Origin of the sequence: Streptomyces sp. NPDC002573, assembly GCF_042889625.1 — a bacterium.
GTDB classification, from domain to species: Bacteria; Actinomycetota; Actinomycetes; order Streptomycetales; family Streptomycetaceae; genus Streptomyces; species Streptomyces gibsoniae.
In genome coordinates, this window is sequence record NZ_JBIARC010000049.1 from 13164 (window position 1) to 32784 (window position 19621).

Consider the following 19621-nt stretch of genomic DNA (forward strand, 5'->3'; position numbering starts at 1 on the left):
TGCCGTCGGGTGAAGCTCCGCGAACCCGGGCACGGCCGCTCCCGGGCAAGGGCGCAGCGGGGCGGCCCTTGCGCGCACGCGCCGGTCCGGCCGGGCACGGCGTGGGGGCGGCCGCGGTGGGGGGTTGCGGAGGCACACTCAACCGCGTTGATGTACGCCAGTCAAGGGTTTAGACCAGTTGACCGAAGGGCGGGCCCTGCCGGTCCCCTCGTCCGTAGGACCGCTGACGGAGAATGCCTCTCATGACCACCGCAGCGCACCCGCTCGTCGTCCGCGCCCGTCAGCTGGCCACCGGTCTCCTCGGACCACAGGCGGAGCGGGTCGACCAGGAGGGTGTGCCCGCGAGCCATGTCAAGGCGCTCAAGGGCTCGGGGCTACTCGGGGTGAACGCGCCGACGGAGTACGGCGGGGCCGCTGCGCCCCCCGCGGTGGCCCGGGACACCGCGGAGATCCTGGCCGGCGCCTGCTGTTCGACATGGTTCGTGCTGACGCAGCACTACACGCCGGTCAAACTGCTGGCGTCGACGGAACTGCCCGTGCGCGAGCGCCTGCTCGGCCCACTGGCCAGGGGCGAGTTGCTGTCCGGGATCGCCTACGCCCACGTCCGCGCCTTCCCCCGGGTCCCGGTGCGGGCCACATCCGAGCGAGGCGGCTGGCGCTTCGACGGGACCGTGCCGTGGTACACGGGGTGGACGCTGAACGACGTGATGCTGCTCGCGGGTGTCTCCGAGGCGGGCGAGGTGGTCTTCGCCTTCACCGAGGCGCGAGAGCAGCCCGGGCTGCGCCCCACGGCACCGATGCGGCTCGCCGCGCTCACCGCCGCGCACACGGTCTCACTGGAACTGAACGGCCTGTGGCTGCCCCGGGATTCGATCGTGCTGCGCACCCCGCAGACGAAGTTCGCCCAGGTGGACCGGCCCCGGAACACCAACGCCTCCCCGGCTGTCTTCGGGGTGGCGTACGCGGCGCTCGATCTGCTGGAGGCCAACCCGGAGGCGAAGGAGACGGCAGGTTCGCTGCGGAACCGTCTCGACGAGGCACGGCGGGAGGCCTACGCCCTGTGGGACCACCCTGTGCCGCACGAACGCATCGAGGAACGGCTCGCGTGGAAGCTGCGGGCCCACGATCTGCTGCGGACCACGACGACCGCCGCGCTCGTCGCCGGCGGCGGCCGGTCCATGGCCCTGGGCAGCCGGGCCCAGCGGCTGGCGAGGGAGGCGATGTTCCTGCTCGTGCAGGGACAGACGGCCGAGGTGCGCCATGCCCACCTCGGCCATCTCTCCGAACTTCCCTGACCCCTCCGGCTCGTCCGGCTCCCGGAGTTGGGCGCTCCGCTCAGCCCGCCGCAGCCAGCAGCGGGGTGGGGCCGAGAACCGCCGAGAACTGGTCGACCACCTGGGTCAGCGCCTCCGCCACGCCTGGCGCGACGGTGAGGGAACCGTCCTCGTGCACGGTGATGTCCTTGTCCAGGGTGAACCAGCCCTGCACTATGTGCGCCGCGCCCATGGAGTTAAGGACAGGGCGGAGGGCGTAGTCGATGGCCAGCACATGCGCGGTGCTTCCGCCGGTGGCGAGCGGCAGCACGGTCTTGCCCGTGAGGGCGTACTGCGGAAGCAGATCGAGCAGCGCCTTGAGGACGCCGGAGTACGACGCCTTGTAGACGGGGGTGCCGACGACGACCCCGTCGGCGCGGGCGAACAGCTCGGTGGCCTCGGCGATGGCCGGATGCCGGAAGTCCGTGCCGAGCAGGGCCTCCGCGGGGATCGTACGGACGTCGAGCGGCACCACCTGGTGCCCCTGTGCGATCAGGCGCTGGTCGAGGTGGCGCAGCAGGCGGTTGGTGCGGGAGGAGGCGGAGGGGCTGCCGGAGACGGACAGAACGGTGGCCATGCGGTCCTCTTTCGGGAGGAAGGGAGGGAGCGGGGCGGTCAGACGTGGGCCGGGACGGATTCAGCCGAGGGCGAGGCCGATGCCGGTGCCCGTTCCGGTGTCACCGCCGCTGTTTCGCTTCCCTCGCACCCGCTGAAGTCGCGTACCCGGTAGATGAGTTGCAGGGGCGTACGGGACATGCGGAACTCCAGTTGCGGACTGACGGACCACCGAATGCGGAATGCGCGGGAAGGCAGCAACACGACTGCGCCACCATGGCGATGCGCTGAATTCGGGGGACCGGAATGCGAGCACACATGCGCAAGGGCGTCACAGACTGCGTGCGTCACATACGGCTCGACGAGCGGACGTGTGCCGGGAGAACGCGGCGGACCGGAAGGCGATCAGGCCGCGGTGCAACAGGAGGCGCTGGAAACACGCGCGAGGTCGACATGGCGTCGCCGCGTGAGGTCCAGTCGCATCGTCATGTCGTCGATCGTGGCAGCCGCCGACTCGGACCGTCAAGGAAATCCCGGGCGTTCTCGTATCGCGGACCGAGGGCGCCCCGCTCCCGGTGGCCGTGTGCGGTCAGTCGTCGTCCCGCGTCGGGACCACCACGAGGAACGCGTCCGACTTCAGATCCATGACGACCTTCGCGGGCTCACCCTCGGCACGGCGCGCCGCCGCGAACTCCTCAGCCGGCCACGCTCCGCGCGGAGCACCTGCGGGAAACCGCTCCAACACCTTCGCGCCCATAGCGGCAGCCACCTCCAGCGTCGGCCGACACCGGCCGTCGACTCTACCCAGCACTTCTCCTCACTGTTCGCCTGCCCTCGATCGAAGCCGGCATGTCCGCCTGACGGAAACCAGTTTCCTGGCGGCCGCCGGCCCGGGCCCCGGACGCCGAGGGCGGCCTCTCCCCTCCCCCGATGACCTCGCGGTACTCCCCCGGCGCATCCGGCATACCCTCGAACGAGGGAGGCATCAGCGAAGGACTTGGACGACGGGGGACCGAGGAACCAGGATTGAGGATCAAGGGTCGAGGACTGAGGAACGATGAACGGCGATGAGGCCGGACCGGGGCTGAGCTGCCTCGTGACCGGCGCCACGGGATACATCGGCGGCCGGCTCGTGCCGGAACTGCTCGCCGCAGGGCACCGCGTACGCTGCCTGGCCCGCTCGCCCGGCAAACTGCGCGACCACCCCTGGTCGGGCGAGGTCGAGGTGGTGGCCGGAGACGTCACCCGGGCGGAGTCGGTCGTGGCGGCCATGCGCGGTATCGACGTCGCGTACTACCTGGTGCACGCGCTCGGCACGGGCGGCGACTTCGAGGACACGGACCGCACGGCCGCACGGATCTTCGGGGAGCGGGCCCGGGCCGCGGGCGTACGGCGCATCGTCTACCTCGGCGGCCTGACACCCGCGGGCGTCCCGGAACGTCAGCTGTCCCCGCATCTGCGCTCGCGGTCCGAAGTGGGCCGCATCCTGCTGGACTCGGGGGTCCCGACCACCGTGCTGCGGGCCGCCGTGATCATCGGCTCGGGCTCGGCCTCCTTCGAGATGCTGCGCTATCTCACCGAGCGTCTGCCCGCGATGATCACCCCGCGCTGGGTGCGCACCCGGATCCAGCCCATCGCGGTGCGGGACGTGCTGCGTCTGCTGGTGGGCAGCGCGCGGATGCCCGACGACGTCAACCGCGCCTTCGACATCGGGGGTCCGGACGTGCTGACGTACCGGGAGATGATGGTCCGGTACGCGGCGATCGCGGGTCTTCCGCCCCGGGTCATCGTGCCCGTCCCGGTGCTCACCCCCGGCCTGTCCAGTCTCTGGGTCGGACTGGTGACACCCGTGCCCGGGTCCATCGCCCGGCCGCTCACCGAGTCGCTGCGCCACGAGGTGGTCTGCGGTGAGCACGACATCGACCGCTATGTGCCTCCCCCGCCGGGGCATCCGATCGGCTTCGACGAGGCGGTCCGGCTGGCTCTGCAGCGGGTCCGCGACGCCCAGGTCACGACCCGTTGGTCGTCCGCGTCGCCACCCGGCGCGCCGAGCGACCCGCTGCCCACCGATCCCGACTGGGCCGGCGGCAGCCTCTACACGGATCGCCGGGAACTCACGGTCGACGCCTCCCGCGCGGCTTTGTGGCGGGTCGTCGAGGGCATCGGCGGTGACAACGGCTGGTACTCCTTCCCCCTCGCCTGGGCGGCACGGGGCTGGCTGGACCGGGTGGTCGGCGGGGTGGGGCTGCGCCGGGGCCGCCGCGACGCCGAGCGGCTGCGGGCCGGCGACTCGCTGGACTTCTGGCGGGTCGAGGAGATCGAGCCGGGGCATCTGCTGCGGCTGCGGGCCGAGATGCGGCTGCCGGGGCTGGCCTGGCTGGAGATGTACGTCGAGCGGGACGAGCAGGGCCGTACGCGATACCGGCAGCGGGCCCTGTTCCATCCGCACGGGCTCCTCGGGCACGCCTACTGGTGGAGCGTCTCCCCCTTCCACGCCGTCGTCTTCGGCGGCATGGCCCGCAACATCGCGAGGGCCGCGGCCCGGGCCCCCGCCGCCGAGGACGGCGCCCCCACCCGCTGACACCCGCGTCGACCGGGCTCTCCCGGAAGCAGACCACAGCCCACCCTCTCGCGTTCCGGAGTGCGCGCCATGAACGTCTCGGTCGTCCTGTTCACCTCGGATCTGCGCCTGTACGACCATCCCCCGCTGCGGGCCGCCCTCGACGACGCCCGGCAGGTGGTGCCCCTGTTCGTGCGCGACCCGGCCGTGGCCGCCGCGGGGTTCGCCGCGCCGAACCGGCTGGCGTTCCTCGCCGACTGTCTGCGGGACCTCGACGCGGGTCTACGGGCCCGGGGCGGCCGTCTCGTCGTCCGTTCGGGGGACGTCGTCGACGAGGTGTGCCGGGTGGCGGCCGCGACGGACGCCGACGTGGTGCACATGGCGGCCGATGCCAGCGCCTACGCCCACCGGCGCGAGGCGCGGCTGCGCCGGGCCCTGGAGGCGGCGGGGCGGCGGCTGCACGTCCATGACGCCGTGACCACCGCCGTGCCGCCGGGCGAGGTCACCCCGGCCGCCTCGGACCACTTCGCCGTCTTCACGCCGTACTTCCGGCGGTGGTCCGGGCGGCGGTTGCGCGACACCCTGGGTGCGCCCCGCACGGTCGGGGTGCCGGGCGACGTCGGGTCCGAGGAACTCCCCGTGCGGGCAGAGCTTCCGGCGCTCTCCCCGGGGCTCGCCCCGGGCGGCGAGAGCGAGGGCAGAAAGCGGCTCGCGGCCTGGCTGCGCGGCGGTGTGAACGCATACGAGGACCGCCATGACGACCTGGCGGGCGATGCCACGTCGCGGCTCTCGCCGCATCTGCACTTCGGCACGCTCTCCCCCGTCGAACTCGTCCACCGGGCCCGGCAGGCCGGCGGCCCGGGCGCCGACGCCTTCGTACGGCAGCTGGCGTGGCGGGACTTCCACCGTCAGGTGCTGGCGGCGCGGCCGGACGCGGCCACCCGCGACTACCGCACGAGGCACGACCGCTGGCGTTCCGGGCGCGCGGCACGCGCGGACGTGGAAGCGTGGCGGGAGGGCCGCACCGGTTACCCGGTGATCGACGCGGCGATGCGCCAGTTGCTGCACGAGGGGTGGATGCACAGCCGCGCCCGGCTGCTGACCGCGAGCTTCCTCACCAAGACCCTGTACGTGGACTGGCGGGTCGGCGCCCGTCACTTCCTGGAGCTGCTGGTCGACGGCGACCTCGCCAACAACCAGCTGAACTGGCAGTGGGTGGCCGGAACCGGCACGGACACCCGGCCCAACCGGGTCCTCAATCCGATCGCCCAGGCCAAGCGCCATGACCCGGACGGGGCATACGTACGCCGCTGGGTGCCCGAACTCGCCGGGCTCGACGCGCCCCTGGTGCACGAGCCGTGGAAGCTGCGGGGCCCGGAGCGCGCCGCCTACGACGCCTACCCGGACCCGATCGTGGACCTCGCCGAAGGCCTGGCCCGCTTCAAGCGGGGTCGCGGACACGGCTGAACAGCCCCGCCAGACCGGAACGACCGACCCGGCGGACCCGAACGAGCCGCCGCCCGGCGGCATCTGACGACCGACCGGGCCAGCACGCGAAAAGCCCGTCGCACCCCGGGCCGGGTCTCCTTCGACCGGGTGACAGCATGGCCTTTCGTGTGCGGGTCAGGGAATGGGTGACAGACGGGTCCGCCACCCGGCGCCCGCACCAGCGGGCCGGGCGACGGTACGCACGGTCGCGCGCGACGCGGCTCGGAGGGAAGGGCAGTGGTGGAAGGGCAGGCGTCGGTATCCCCCAGGAGACGGCCACGGCTGCGGCGGGTCGGCGCGCCCGCCTGCCCGGACTCCCCGGTCGTTCCCCAGCATGCGTTCACCCGGGCCGGCCGCTCGTGGCCGGTGCTCTGGACGGCCCTGCGGCGCACGCCGGTGGCGATGTGGCGGGACGATGTGTCGGACTGGGCGGCGGCCCTGACGTACTACGCCATCCTCGCCCTGCTGCCCACGTTCCTCATGACGTTCTCCCTGATCGGGGCGGTCAGCCCGCATCTCACGGACGCACTGATCATGCGGGTCACGGCCTGGGCCCCGGCCGAGGCGGGGACGGCCCTGCACAGTACGCTGCGCCGCCTGGCCGGGGAGCGGTCCGCCGCGCTGACCGTGGCCATCGGTGGCGGGGCGAGCGCGCTGTGGTCGGCCTCCAGCTATCTGGCGGTCTTCCGGCGCGCGCTGCACGACCAGCACGGTGTCGCGGACAACCGCCCCGCCCTGCGCAGGGCGCACCGGATCCTGCTCACGGCCCTGACGCTGCTGCCCCTGCTGTTCGGCAGCGCGCTGCTGCTCGTCCTGAGCGGCTCGCTGGTGCGGGCGCTGGGGCGGTGGGCGGGGCTCGGCGAGGCGACCGAGACCGTCTGGGTCCTGCTGCGCTGGCCCGCCCTGATGGCCCTGGTGGCGCTGCTGGTGCTGGTCCTCTTCCGGACCGGGCCGCCGCAGGCCCGCACCCTGCGCCACGCGGTGCCGGGCGGGGTGCTGGCCGCGGCTCTGTGGCTGGCCGCCTCGGTGTCGTTCACGGCGTACGCCGACGGGCTCGGCGCCTACAGCAGGCTCTACGGGTCCCTCGCGGGCGTGGTCGTCTTCCTCGTGTGGCTGTGGATGTCCCATCTGTCGCTGCTGGCGGGATCCCAGTTCACGGCCGAACTGACGCGTGCCGAGCGCGAGCGCTGACGCGGCCGTATCTACACATAAAGAAAAAATAAGAGCACAATATGCATACGCAGCCCTTCACCGCATACCGCACCAGACGCGGTCATGCCTGCGAAGTGGAAGGAGACGAGTGATGGCTGACGTCTCGCACACCAGAGGGGACATGACGACCCACCCCGACGTCCATGAGATGCGGGCCCGCTACGCCCGCGTACTGGGCGGCCGCGATGTGGCGCTCATGGACGGACCGGTGTTCCTGCTCGGTCTGTACTGCGCCGCGTCCCCGTGGATAGTCCACTACACGACGAGCCAGCCCCCCTTGGTGACGCACAACCTCATCATGGGGATAGCGATCGGTCTGCTGGCTCTCGGGTTCACCGTCATGCCGGAGCGTATGTACGGTCTGAGCTGGGCCATGTGCGCCCTGGGTGTCTGGATGATCATCTCGCCGTGGATCGTCGGCACGGCCCCGGACACCGGAGTCGTGGTGAACAACATCGTCATCGGCGCCCTCGCCGTGGTGCTGGGCATGCTGTGCATGGGCGCGACGGCAAAGGCCACTCGACGCCCGTAGCCGTATCCGCCCGCCATCGGGCACACGACAGGCACGTGGGCCGGTCCGCGGCAGCGCACCGGCCCACGTCCCGAGCGAGGACTACGCGCTCGCGGGTTCCGCCTCCGGGTCCGTGAGGTACTCCTCCACGATCTCCTTCGGCCCGAACGGCCAGACCTTCTCCAGCCGCGCCCAGACCAGGAACGCCACACAGCCGAGCACCAGCCAGCCCAGTGACCACTCGATGGGGTGGCGGCCCGGGGAGTTCTTGTCCGCGTAGCCGTAGATGACCAGCCAGCCGACGAGGGCCACGAGGCTCGGCACGGGGTACAGCCACATCCGGTACGGGCGGCGCAACCCCGGCTGCCGGCTGCGCAGTACCGTCACGGCCGCGATCTGGGCCAGCGCCTGGACGAGCACCATCACCGTGGTCAGCAGCTGGATCAGGGTGGCCAGGTCCGTGTGACGGCCGATCAGGAAGCCGATCGCCGTGACCACGCCCATGGTGGCCAGGCCCAGCACGGGGAAGCGGTGTTGGGGGTGCAGCTTGGCGTAGGGGCGGAAGAAGACCCGGTCGCGGGCCGCGTCGTAGGGCACCCGGGAGCCGCCCAGCAGGCCCGTGAACACGGACGCGAACGCCGTGATCAGGATGAGGACCGTGACCGTGTCCGCCGCGCCCTTGCCCCAGGTCTTCTCCAGCACCGCCGACGCCACCGAGGTGGAGGCGATGTCGTTCGGGTCGGTCATGCGGTGCCAGTCGACGACGCCGAGCGTGCCGATCTGCAGCAGCAGATAGATGGCCATGATGCCGAGGATGGAGTAGATGATCGAGCGCGGCAGCATACGGCCCGGGTCCTTGATCTCCGCGCCCATGTAGGCGGTGGTGTTGTAGCCCAGGTAGTCGTAGATGCCGATGGTCAGGCCCCCCGCGAACCCGAGCCAGAAGTGACCGCCCGTCAGCTCGAAGGCGTGCGAGGGGTAGGTGAAGGCCAGGTGGGGGCTGAAGTCGGAGGCCGCGGCGACGATCACCAGCAGTACGGAGGCGATCATGACGGCCCACATCACCGCCGTGATGCGGGCGATGTTCTCGATGCCCCGCCACAGCAGCAGGAGCACGAGCACGATCACGCCGAGCCCGATCAGATCACCGGTGGTCTGGCCGAGATGCGGCGCCAGATAGCCCAGATACTGCACGAAGCCCACCACACCGGTGGACATGATCAGCGGGATGAACAGCATCGCGGTCCACACGAACAGGAACGGCATCAGCCGGCCCGTGCGGTACTGGAAGGCCTGGCGCAGATAGACATAGCTGCCGCCGGAGCCGGGCATCGCCGCGCCCAGTTCGGCCCAGACGAGCCCGTCGGCGAGCGCCAGCAGGGCGCCCGCGACAAAGCCGATGACCGCCTGCGGTCCGCCGAACGCGGCGACCATCAGCGGGATGGTGACGAACGGCCCGATGCCGCACATCTGGCTCATGTTGATCGCGGTCGCCTGGAACAGGCCGACTCGGCGGACGAAACCGCCCTCTGGGGGCGGGCTACCGGACACGGGACCTCCTGAAAGCGGGACTCGGGGAGTGGGACGCACGGACTGCGGACCGACCGCGCGGAGCGGCCCGCGGATCAAGGGCGGCGGGTGTCCGGCCGGCGCTGGGCTCCCCTTGACTCGCCCGGCGACGCTGACTGGCGGATATAGTTAAGGAGTCTTACTAGAGGCGTCAAGAGCCCGTCATGAATGCGTGAGAATGGTGCGATGCCCGCCAGCGACGCCGTAGATCAGCCGGATCAGCCCTGGAACCGCCGACGGCTGCGCAGCACCAACGAGCGGCTGCTCCTGGACCGGCTGCGCGCCGCCGGCTCCGCCTCGCGCGCCCAGCTCGCCCGGGAGACGGGCCTGTCGAAGCCGACGGTCTCCAGTGCGCTTGCCGCGCTGGAGGAGGCGGGACTGGTCCGCGAGGCCGGTACGCACACACCCGAGCGCGGCCGGATGGCCGTGCTGTACGCGCCGGATCCGTCCGCCGGGTACGCGCTCGGCATCGACATCGGCCGCGGCTGGCTGCGGATCGCGGTCGCCGACCTCGCCGGCGAGGTGGTGGCCCGGTCGGACGTGCGCAACCGGGCCCGGACCTCGGGGGCGCTGGCCGACCTGGTCGTCGGCACCGCCCGGCAGGTGATCGCCGGCTCCGGGACCCGGATCGAGGAGGTCGCGCACGCCGTGGTCGGGACGCCGGGCGTGTACGACGAGGAGCGGCGGCGGGTGCGGTACGCGATGCATCTGCCGGGCTGGGGGCGAGCCGGACTGTTCGACCGGATGCGCGAGGAACTCGGCATCCCCCTGGAGGTCCACAACGACGCGAACCTGGCCGCGCTCGGCGAGTACTCCTACGGCGTCGGCACGGGCAGCCGGCTGTTCGCGTACATCCTGATCGGGACCGGCCTCGGCATGGGAGTCGTCAGCGAGGGACGGCTGTTCACCGGTGCGCACGGCGGGGCCGGGGAGATCGGGTTCCTGCCGTGGCCGGGGCGGCAGAAGCCCCAGACTCTGGAGGACGCGGTGTCGGGCGTGGCCGTCGTCGAGTCGGCGCGGGCGTTCGGGATGACCGGACAGCTCACCGCGAAGGCGGTCTTCGACGCGGCCCGGGAGGGTCACCCCGCCGCGACCAGGGCGGTGGAGCTGGAGGGCGAGCGCATCGCGCACACCGTGGCGGCCGCCGCGGCCGTGCTCGACCCCGACCTGGTGGTGCTCGGCGGCGGGGTGGGCCACAGCGTCGATCTGCTGCTGCGCCCCGTGCGCGAGACGCTGCGCGCGCTCACCCCGCTCCGCCCGAAGATCGTGCCGAGCCGGCTCGGCGAGGACGCCGTGCTGCTGGGGGCGCTGGCGACCGCTCTGGGCACTGCACGGGACGTGGTGTTCGAGCGCCGGTCGACGGGGTCCTGAGCAACTCCCCCATCCGCAACGGCGATTGACAGCGTGCACTCCGCGCCCTAGCGTGTGGCGGCGTTAGTAAAGTTTCCTAACTTTACGAAGAGGCTGGAGGACCCCGTGTTCCACCGCCCCGCCACCCCACCGCGCCCCGGCACCGCACCTCGTCCCGGCGCCGTACGTCGTCTCGCCCCGGCCGTCGTCGCCCTGGGTCTGCTGGGCACACTGACGACCAGTGCGTGGGCCGGCCCGCACACCGAGCGCGCCGCCTCGCATCCCCGGGTCACCCGGATCTCCTCCGCGCCCGGCAGCGCGACCGCGCTGTCCGGGTACACCATCCAGTCGACGGCCAAGGTCGCGGACCCGCCGGACGCGGTCTCCTCCCCCGGCTATTCGGCGACCGGCTGGTACCCGGCCGGCTCCCGCTCCACGGTCCTCGCCGCGCTGCTCGCGGACGGCGTGTACGCCGACCCGTTCTACTCCACCGACCAGCAGAAGATCCCGAAGGCCGACTTCCAGGTCCCCTGGTGGTACCGCTCGGACTTCACGGTCGCCGATCCGTCCGAGCGCACCTATCTGGACTTCAGCGGGGTGGTCTCGGCCGCGGACGTGTATGTCAACGGGCGTCAGGTCGCGCAGGCCGCGGATGTGACGGGCGCGTACACCCACCACGAGCTGGATGTGACCTCGCTGGTCCGGGAGGGCACCAACACGGTGGCCTTCCGCATCCGGCCCAACGACCCCGACAAGAACCTGACCATGGGCTGGATCGACTGGCTCCAGCCCCCGCCCGACCAGAACATGGGCATCGTCCGCGACGTACTGGTGCGCCGCGGCGGACCGGTCGCAGTGCGCGACGTCCATGTCCTCACCCGGCTCGACGTGCCCTCGCTCGCCGCCGCGGACCTGACGGTCAAGGCGCTGGCCCGCAACGACTCGGACGCCCCGGTCACCGCCCGGCTCACCGGGAGCGTCGGCTCGGTCTCCTTCGCCAGGGACGTACCGCTCGCCGCGCACGAGTCGAAGACGGTCACGTTCACCCCGTCCGACGCACCCGGCCTGCATCTGACCTCGCCGAAGGTGTGGTGGCCCGCCGGCATGGGCGGCCAGCCGCTGTACGCGCTGGACCTCACCGCGTCCGTCTCGGGCACCCCCTCGGACACCGCCCATGAGACCTTCGGCATCCGGGACGTGAAGGCGCCGCTGAACTCCGACGGAGCACGGCAGTACAGCATCAACGGCCGCAGGCTGCTCATCAAGGGCGGCGGCTGGTCGCCGGACGAGTTCCTGCGCTGGGACCGCACCTATGTCGAGGACCGCCTCAAGTACGCCCTCGATCTGGGGCTCAACACGATCCGTCTCGAAGGGCACATCGAACCCGACGAGTTCTTCGACCTCGCGGACCGCTACGGCATCCTCACGCTGCCCGGCTGGGAGTGCTGCGACAAGTGGGAGGGCAACGTCAACGGCGGCGAGCCGGGCGAGAAGTGGACCGCCGCCGACTATCCGGTCGCCAAGGCGTCGATGGCCGCCGAGGCCGCCCGGCTGCGCGACCACCCGAGTGTCGTCTCGTTCCTCATCGGCAGCGACTTCGCCCCCGACGCCACCATCGAGAAGAACTACCTGGACGCCCTGAAGGCCGCCGACTGGCCCGATCCGGTGGTCTCGGCCGCCTCGGACAACTCCTCGCCGCAGCTGGGCAGTTCCGGAATGAAAATGACGGGACCCTACGACTGGATCCCGCCGGACTACTGGTACGCCAAGCGCGAGGGCGGCGCCACGGGCCTCAACTCCGAGACGAGCGCGGGCCCCGACATCCCGACCCTCGACACCCTGCGCCGCATGATGAGCCCGGCGGAGCTGGACACCCTCTGGAAGGACGCGAGCGCCGAGCAGTACCACCGCTCCCCGTCCTCGACCTTCAGCACGCTCAAGCTCTACGACGACGCGCTCGCCGGACGGTACGGCCCGCCGACCGGCCTCACGGACTACGTACGCAAGGCGCAGCTCGCGCAGTACGAGAACGTACGGGCGCAGTACGAGGCGTACGAGCGCAACTCCACCGACTCGGCCAAGCCGTCGACCGGCGTGATCTACTGGATGTTCAACAGCGGCTGGACCTCGCTGCACTGGCAGCTGATGGACCGTTATCTCGACCAGGGCGGGGCCTACTTCGGGGCCAAGAAGGCCAATGAGCCACTGCATGTCCAGTACGGGTACGACAACCGCTCGGTCGTGGTGGTGAACAACCGGCACGCGTCCGTGTCCGGGCTGACCGCCCGGGTCACCCTGTTCACCCCGGACGGCACGCAGAAGTACGACCGGACGGCGAGCGGAGTGAGCGTCGCGGGGGACGGCGCGCACACCACCGCGCTCACCCTGCCCTCGTCGGTGAGCGGCCTGACGACCACCTACCTGGCCCGGCTGGTGCTGACCGACTCGACGGGCCGGGAGGTCAGCCGCAATGTCTACTGGCTGTCCACCAAGCCCGACACGCTCGACTGGGCCCACACGGACTGGTACTACACGCCGACGACGAGCTACGCCGATCTGACGGGACTCAGTTCGATGGCGCAGGTGCCGGTGACGGCCACGGCGTCCACGAGCACGAGCCCGGACGGCACCTCGACGACCACGGTGACCCTGCGCAACACGGGAACGGGCAGGACGCCCGCGCTGCTCACGGACGCGCACCTGGTGGACTCGGCGGGCAGGCCCGTGCTGCCGGTCCGCTGGTCGGACAACGACGTGAGCCTGTGGCCGGGCGAGTCGGCGACGCTGACCGCCACCTGGCGGACGGCCGATCTGCACGCCTCGGCGCCCCGCGTGCGCGTCTCGGGCTGGAACGCCCCGGAGCGGACCGTGCCGGCCGTGTGACCCGGGAGTGGAAAGCGGAAAAGGGGTGGGCCCGCGGGCCCACCCCTCACCGACGGGTCAGCTCACATTGAGCGCCGTGTCGTCGATGACGAACGACGTCTGGAGGCTGGAGCCCTCGGTGCCGGTGAACTTGAGAGTCACGGTCTGCCCGGCGTAGCTCGCGAGGTTGACGCTGCGCTGGGTGTAGCCGCTGCCGGCGTTGAGGTTGGAGTACGTCACCGGGGTGCCCAGCACGGTCCCGGAGCTGTTGAGGACCTGGAGCTTCAGCGTGTCGTACGCCGTGCCGGTGGTGGTCTCCGCCGTGTCGATGTGCAGATAGAAGCTGAACGTGGCGGAGGTGCAGCCGGAGGGGATGGTCACCGACTGGGACAGGGTGTCGGTGTGCGCGGAGCCGTAGCCGTCCAGCCAGGCGTAGTACGAGCCCGTACGGGGCGACTCACTGCTGGAGTTGGTGATGACGCCGCTGCTGGCGCTCCAGGTGGTGGCGCCGGACTCGAAGCCGTTGTTGCCGAGGAGCTGGGCGGCGGTGCAGGTGCCGGTGCCGCCGCCCCCGCCGCCGCCCCCGGTGCTGCCGCTCCCGCCCGCGAGCCATGCGGTGGCGTTGAGGGCCAGGGCCGCGTTGGTGGCGCCGGAGTCGTTCCAGCCGTCGTAGAGCGTGTTGCCGGACTGGCCGGTCCCGTCGTCGATCGGCGAGCTGTCACCCCAGAAGGCGACGCGGCCGCTGCCGAAGGTGCTGGTCAGGAAGAAGGCACCGGTGTTGCCGGAGTAACCGCTGCGGTAGACCAGGCCCTTGACGGAGGAGTTGTCGGAGGGCTTGAGCGTGGCGGTGGTGCCGTTGGCGATGAGGCTCTTGGTGACGGTGCCGAAGGAACCGTGCAGCACCGGGTCGGTGCTGTCGCTGATGGCCGCCGGGTAACCGGAGGCGATGTTCAGCGAGTCGATGGAGAAGCCGAACGGGTCGGTGGAGTCGACGCTGTTGTTGGTCATCAGGTCGTTCAGGATCTTGACCGCGTCGGCGCCGTCGTTGTTGCGGTCGGAGCCGGTGTGGTCGGAGATCATGAACAGTCCGCCGCCGTTCTTGACGAAGTTCATGATGGCCGTCTTCTCGGCCGTCGTGAACAGCGTGTTGGGCTCCGGCAGAACGAGCGTGTCGAAGTTCGACAGGTCGGTCGAGGACGAGCCGCCGTAGCTCAGGCTGGAGCCCGAGGGCAGCGTCTTCAGGCTGTAGTCGCCCGTCTTCTGCAGGGCGACGCCCCAGGACGAGAGGGCGCCGGTCCAGTCCGTCTCGACGGACGGGGAGGAGTCCTGACCGAGGGGGTCGGGCTGGCTGGTGGAGATGATCCAGTCGGCGTTTCCGGCCGTCTCCGCGTGAGCGTTGTCGAACAGGACGCGGTGCGGGGTGGCGGCGTGGGCCGGTGTGGCCGCCGTGGTCGCCTGGACGGCGGCGCCCGTGGTGAGCAGGCCGAACACGGCGAGGGCCGTGGTGAGTCTGTGGCGGGCCTTGGTGGATCGGAGCATCCGGCAGACCTCCGTGAGGTGAGGGGAGTTGGGGAGTGTGGGGAGTGGGGCGAACTCGGGCGGAGCGAGGTGCTGGTGCCGCGGGTCTTCGCGCGTAGAACCAAGGCCGCGGTCTGCGCGCGTAGAAATCCTTCCTACGCCGCCCGTGCGACCGACTGTTGAACGGTACATGGCAAAGCGAGGGCGGGACAGAAGAATGCCGCTCCGGCAGGGCGAGGATTGACCCGGCGTTGACCGGAGGTTGAACGTTGACCGGAGGTGGAAACAGCACGGACTGTTGCCGCGTTCAGCGGGCACATTGGAGGAGTGCGGAGACCTTCACGATAAGGGGCGAAGATGGAGATCTCGGGGATTATCAGTGCACTCGTCATCGGGCTCGTCATCGGCGTCCTGGGACGCCTTGTCGTCCCCGGCCGCCAGCACATCGGCGTGCTGTGGACGATCGTCGTCGGCATCGTGGCGGCCTTCATCGGCTCCGGGATAGCCGCCGCGTTCGGCGTGGCGAACACCAAGGGCGTGGACTGGATCGAGTGGCTCATCCAGATCGGGCTGGCGGCACTGGGCGTCGCGGCCCTGGACCGGGCGAAGGCACGGCGCTGACGCGTTCCGTCACGCCGAATTCCGTTGCGGGCGACGAGCCGTGGGGGGGGGGGGGGGGGGGGGCGCGGCCCCCCCCCCCCCCCCCCCCCCCCCCCCGCCGAGCGTGATGTCAGCCGAGTTCGAGGGTGGTCACACCGTAGACACGCTCGCTCGCGAACGGCCTGACGGGGCCGGTGTACATCCGGGCCGTCTCGAAGGACGGGGTGAGGCCCGCGCGTTCGGCCAGCGCGACGGCCGCGGAGTTGGGCTCGGGGACGTCGATGGCGATCTCCCGGCCGGCGGCCTCGGCGCTCAGCGCGCCGAACAGGGCGTCGGCGTCCTCGGCGGTGTCGGCGAACAGCGGACCGATGCGCAGGCCGTCGCGGGCCGGGCGGATCACGGCGTAACCGGTCAGCCGGTCGCCCTCGCCGCGGACGAGGACCCGATGACCGGGAGCGGTGAGCCAGTGCTCCAGGAAGCGGGGCCGGTCGGCCGGACAACAGGCGCTGTCGTACGCCGTCACGGCGTCGAGGTCCGCCTTCTCGGCCGGGCGCACTCCGGGTGCCGACTCCCCGGCGGGGGCGGGCCCGGTGTACCGCACGGTGCGGTGGGCGAACACGAATCCCGACCTGCGGTAGTTGTCCTGCTGGGCGACGACACCGTCCAGGCCGATCGTGCGCCCGCCCGCGTGGGCGAGCCCCGCCTTCCAGGTGGCCAGCCCCAGGCCCCGGCCGCGCAGATCGGGGCGTACGAGATAGCAGCCCAGGAAGGCGTAGTCGGCGCCGTAGGTGACCACGGAGACGGCCGACACGGGCTCCTCGCCGAGCCGTCCGATGAAGAAGCCTCCGGGGTCCTGGGCGAAGAAGGCCGGGCCGTCGGACAGTCCCGGGTTCCAGCCCTCGTCCGCCGCCCAGCCGCTGATCACCGGCCAGTCGTCGAGCGTGGCCCGGGTGACGACAAGGGCTTGGGGGCCCGCAGAGGTCATCGTTGCGCTCCGTTCCGTGGGGGGTGGCGGTCGATGCAGTGATCGGCCGCACCGGACCCGCAGCATCCTTCCCGATCCCGGAGCCCTGCGCCATGTCGACTCCCCCTGTGGCCGAGAACGATCTCCTCGCCCCGGTCACATTTCTGACGAGTCGTCAACGGCCCCTGCGCACCCGGGCGAGGGGCCCCGCGGATCGCTCGTGCGGCGGGGCCCTCCGCGGCGTGCGGAGGTCGGCTCAGCGGGTCGCTCCCACACGGAAACGGCGGTAGAGGATCGTTCCTCCAAGCACCAGGGCCGCGCCTCCCGCGAGCGCGGGCAGGGGCGCTTCCGCACCGGTGTGGGCGAGCATCGCCGTCGGCTGCGGGACGGGCCGGGCCACGACCGGTGCGGGCGCGGGCACCGTCGGCGGCACGACCGGCCGCGGCGCGGGGTGAGGCCGGCCGGGCGAGGAGTTGACGGACGTGTTGCCGACGGACGTGTTGCCGAGACCGACCACATTCACCGAGTTGCCGCTGACGTTCACCGGGAGGTGAACCGGCACCTGCACCTCGTTGCCCGCGAGCAGGCCGCCCGAGCCCTTCGCTCTGCCGCACGCGGAGGCGCCACCGGAGACGGTCCCGATCCCGTGACGCGAGGCTGTGCGGTGTGTGCCCCGGTTCACGCATGCGTTGCCCGCGGCCGGGTCGAGGAGCCCCAGGACGTTCACGGTGTTGCCGCACACGTTGACCGGCACGTGCACCGGGAGCTGAATGCTGTTGCCGGAGATCAGTCCGGGCGAACCCGCGTCGGTGCCGTGCGCCGCGGAGTCCGCGTGCGCCGGCAGCGCCGTGACCAGCGCCCCCGAGGCGGCGGCCGCGGCGATCAAACCATTTCGGGTAACCCGTTTCATAGGTTCTCTGCCTTCCAGACATGGTCGCGAGCACTCGCCCGCACCCGATAAAACGCAGAGGCACCAATCCGAGTTATGGCTTATCTGCCTTTCACCCCTTCGAGTGGCCCGGCCTCGAAACCCAGGACTCAGCGCACGCGCCGTCCGCGCGCCCCGAGGCGTCAGGTCAGGGACACCTCGGGCGTGTAGAGGTCGAGCCACAGCGCGAGGTCCAGGGTGCGTTCGAGGCCGCGGCGCGAGTTCTGGGTGATCTGCGGGGTGTCGCGTTCGGTGGCCTCCCGCACCCGTTCCCGGTCGACCAGGTCGAAGACCGGGTGGTCGGAGCGGGCGAGGAGCGCCTTGGCCTGTTCCTGGAGGGCGACCGCGTAGCGGGGGTCCTGGGTGGAGGGGTAAGGGCTCTTGACCCGGTCGTAGACGGACCTGGGGAGCAGGTCCCGGGTGGCCTCCCGGAGCAGGCTCTTCTCCCGGCCGTCGAACGACTTCAGCGCCCAGGGGGCGTTGTACACGTACTCCACGAGCCGGTGGTCGCAGTACGGCACCCGTACCTCCAGGCCGACCGCCATGCTCGTACGGTCCTTGCGGTCGAGCAGGATGCGGACGAACCGGGTCAGATGGAGATGGCAGATCCGCCGCATCCGGTACTCGAAGTCGCTCTCACCGTCCAGGCGCGCGACGCCCGAGACCGCCGTGCGGTACCCGTCCGCGATGTAGGAGTCCAGGTTCAGGACCTCGGCCACCTCGGGGCGCAGGATGTCCTCGTCCCTGCCGAGGCGCAGGGCGGAGGGCACGAGCCAGGGGAACGTCTCGGCGGCGCGGGCCTCCTCGTCGAAGAACTGGAGATAGCCGCCGAAGACCTCGTCGGCGGACTCCCCCGACAGCGCGACCGTGGAGCGCTCCCGGATCGCGCGGAACAGCAGCAGGAGCGAGGTGTCCATGTCGCCGAACCCCGTCGGGAGGTCCCGGGCGCGGATGACCGCGGCGCGCACGTCGAGGTCGGCGAGGGCTTCCACGTCGAGGACGATGTCCTGGTGGTCGGTGCCGCAGGCCTGCGCCACGTCGTGCACGAACGGTGTGTCGGGGGTGCGGCGCAGCTCGTCGGCGACGAAGTGCTCGGTCCGGCCGGCGAAGTCCACCGCGAAGCTGCGCACCTTCTCGCCGTGCACGGCCAACTGCCGGGCGGCCAGCGCGGTCATCGCGGAGGAGTCGAGCCCGCCCGAGAGCAGGGTGCACCGGGGCACGTCGGCGACCAGCTGGCGGCGCACGATGTCGTCGAGCAGCGAGCGGACCTTGGCGACGGAGGCCGCGCGGTCGTCGGTGTGGGGGCGGGTCTCGAGCTGCCAGTACACGCGCCGCCGGGGGCCGTTGCGGTCGACGGTGACGACCGTGCCGGGCTCGACCTCGTGCATACCGTCCCAGGTGGCGTGCCCGGGCGTCTTGATCATGGTGAACAGTTCCCGCAGCCCGTCGAGGCGGACCCGGGCCGGGGCCAGCGGGTTGGCGAGGATCGCCTTCGGTTCCGAGCCGAAGAGGACGCCGTCGGAGGTCGGGTAGTAGTAGAGCGGCTTGATGCCCATGCGGTCGCGGATCATCACGAGGGTGTCGTCGCGGCCGTCCCAGACGGCGAAGGCGTACATGCCGTTGAGGCGTTCGGCGAGGGCATCGCCCCATTCGAGGTAGCCGCGCAGGACCACCTCGGTGTCGGAGTCGGTGCCGAAGTGGTGTCCCCGCCCGGTCAGTTCGCGGCGCAGCTCGGTGAAGTTGTACGCCTCTCCCGAGTAGACGAGCGCGACCGTGCCCCCGGGGGTCTCGGCGGTCATCGGCTGGCGTCCGCCGGGCAGGTCGATGATCGCGAGCCTGCGGTGTCCGAGGGCGGCGGGTCCCCCGGCCCAGGTGCCGCGGGCGTCGGGACCGCGGCAGGCCATCGTCTCCGTCATCGCACCCAAGGTGGCGCCCTCGGTCCGCAGATCGCGGTCGTAGGAGACCCAGCCGGTGATGCCGCACATATGTGACCTCCCGCGTCCTGTCGCCCGGACCAACACGTTCACCTGCGACTTCCTCAGGAATACGGCTGCCTCCGGGCAAACCAGGTGTATGGAGCAGCTATATGTCGAGCGTCTGCCGCACGCGGGAGGCGGTCAACTCGCGCCCAACCCGGCGAGCCCCGGTCACCCGACGGTTTCGGCCCCGTTTTGCCCGGTGCGGACCCACG

16 protein-coding genes are annotated in these 19621 nt (G+C 71.3%); 8 read left to right on the plus strand and 8 right to left on the minus strand.

What is annotated here, in order from left to right; genetic code table 11:
• Positions 1–242 precede the first annotated feature (242 nt).
• Positions 243–1295: an acyl-CoA dehydrogenase family protein gene (locus ACFYX0_RS33730; protein ID WP_355912672.1), complete on the plus strand. Its 1053-nt coding sequence runs from the start codon at positions 243–245 to the stop codon at positions 1293–1295.
• Between the two features lie 40 nt (positions 1296–1335).
• Here the strand turns inward: ACFYX0_RS33730 and ssuE are convergent, their stop codons facing one another.
• The 3 genes from ssuE to ACFYX0_RS33745 all read right to left on the minus strand — a co-directional run bounded on the left by ssuE (position 1336) and on the right by ACFYX0_RS33745 (position 2625).
• Positions 1336–1890, minus strand: a complete 555-nt coding sequence (ssuE, locus tag ACFYX0_RS33735) for an NADPH-dependent FMN reductase (protein ID WP_388976084.1) — start codon at positions 1888–1890, stop codon at positions 1336–1338.
• 383 nt (positions 1891–2273) lie between these two features.
• Positions 2274–2357 carry a putative leader peptide gene (locus ACFYX0_RS33740; RefSeq protein ID WP_365950599.1) on the minus strand — a complete coding sequence of 28 codons (84 nt, stop codon included), beginning with the start codon at positions 2355–2357 and terminating at the stop codon, positions 2274–2276.
• A gap of 100 nt (positions 2358–2457) precedes the next feature.
• Positions 2458–2625, minus strand: coding sequence for a hypothetical protein (locus ACFYX0_RS33745; RefSeq protein ID WP_388976087.1), 168 nt, complete (start codon positions 2623–2625; stop codon positions 2458–2460).
• 300 nt (positions 2626–2925) lie between these two features.
• Here ACFYX0_RS33745 and ACFYX0_RS33750 point away from each other — a divergent pair, with 300 nt between their 5' ends.
• From ACFYX0_RS33750 to ACFYX0_RS33765, 4 genes are all read left to right on the plus strand, one after another.
• Positions 2926–4449 (plus strand): SDR family oxidoreductase, encoded by a 1524-nt coding sequence (locus ACFYX0_RS33750; protein WP_388976090.1) that lies wholly within the window; start codon positions 2926–2928, stop codon positions 4447–4449.
• Positions 4450–4518: 69 nt separating this feature from the next.
• A complete protein-coding gene (locus tag ACFYX0_RS33755) occupies positions 4519–5895 on the plus strand; it encodes a cryptochrome/photolyase family protein (protein WP_388976093.1) in 1377 nt (458 codons plus the stop codon).
• Positions 5896–6153: 258 nt separating this feature from the next.
• Positions 6154–7107, plus strand: a complete 954-nt coding sequence (locus ACFYX0_RS33760; protein WP_388976096.1) for a YihY/virulence factor BrkB family protein — start codon at positions 6154–6156, stop codon at positions 7105–7107.
• Positions 7108–7219: 112 nt separating this feature from the next.
• Positions 7220–7660 carry an SPW repeat protein gene (locus ACFYX0_RS33765; protein ID WP_311694706.1) on the plus strand — a complete coding sequence of 147 codons (441 nt, stop codon included), beginning with the start codon at positions 7220–7222 and terminating at the stop codon, positions 7658–7660.
• Positions 7661–7741: 81 nt separating this feature from the next.
• Here the strand turns inward: ACFYX0_RS33765 and ACFYX0_RS33770 are convergent, their stop codons facing one another.
• Complete coding sequence (locus ACFYX0_RS33770; protein WP_388976099.1) at positions 7742–9190, minus strand: APC family permease; 1449 nt, start codon at positions 9188–9190, stop codon at positions 7742–7744.
• A gap of 204 nt (positions 9191–9394) precedes the next feature.
• Between ACFYX0_RS33770 and ACFYX0_RS33775 the strand changes: the two genes are divergently transcribed.
• Together ACFYX0_RS33775 and ACFYX0_RS33780 are read left to right on the plus strand one after the other, a co-directional pair.
• Positions 9395–10579, plus strand: coding sequence for an ROK family protein (locus tag ACFYX0_RS33775; protein WP_388976102.1), 1185 nt, complete (start codon positions 9395–9397; stop codon positions 10577–10579).
• 105 nt (positions 10580–10684) lie between these two features.
• Positions 10685–13441 carry a sugar-binding domain-containing protein gene (locus tag ACFYX0_RS33780; RefSeq protein WP_388976104.1) on the plus strand — a complete coding sequence of 919 codons (2757 nt, stop codon included), beginning with the start codon at positions 10685–10687 and terminating at the stop codon, positions 13439–13441.
• 57 nt (positions 13442–13498) lie between these two features.
• Here ACFYX0_RS33780 and ACFYX0_RS33785 read toward each other — a convergent pair whose 3' ends face one another.
• Entirely contained in the window at positions 13499–14959 is a 1461-nt protein-coding gene (locus ACFYX0_RS33785) for a hydrolase (RefSeq protein ID WP_388976107.1), read from the minus strand.
• A gap of 336 nt (positions 14960–15295) precedes the next feature.
• Between ACFYX0_RS33785 and ACFYX0_RS33790 the strand changes: the two genes are divergently transcribed.
• On the plus strand, positions 15296–15559 hold the full coding sequence (locus tag ACFYX0_RS33790) for a GlsB/YeaQ/YmgE family stress response membrane protein (RefSeq protein WP_355912645.1): 264 nt from the start codon (positions 15296–15298) through the stop codon (positions 15557–15559).
• 109 nt (positions 15560–15668) lie between these two features.
• Here ACFYX0_RS33790 and ACFYX0_RS33795 read toward each other — a convergent pair whose 3' ends face one another.
• The 3 genes from ACFYX0_RS33795 to asnB form a co-directional block, all read right to left on the minus strand.
• The gene (locus tag ACFYX0_RS33795; RefSeq protein ID WP_388976109.1) at positions 15669–16523 is read right to left on the minus strand and encodes a GNAT family N-acetyltransferase; all 855 of its coding nucleotides are present in this window, start codon (positions 16521–16523) and stop codon (positions 15669–15671) included.
• Positions 16524–16758: 235 nt separating this feature from the next.
• Positions 16759–17412: a chaplin gene (locus ACFYX0_RS33800; RefSeq protein ID WP_388976112.1), complete on the minus strand. Its 654-nt coding sequence runs from the start codon at positions 17410–17412 to the stop codon at positions 16759–16761.
• A gap of 161 nt (positions 17413–17573) precedes the next feature.
• Positions 17574–19415: an asparagine synthase (glutamine-hydrolyzing) gene (gene asnB / locus ACFYX0_RS33805; protein ID WP_388976115.1), complete on the minus strand. Its 1842-nt coding sequence runs from the start codon at positions 19413–19415 to the stop codon at positions 17574–17576.
• Positions 19416–19621: the final 206 nt, after the last annotated feature.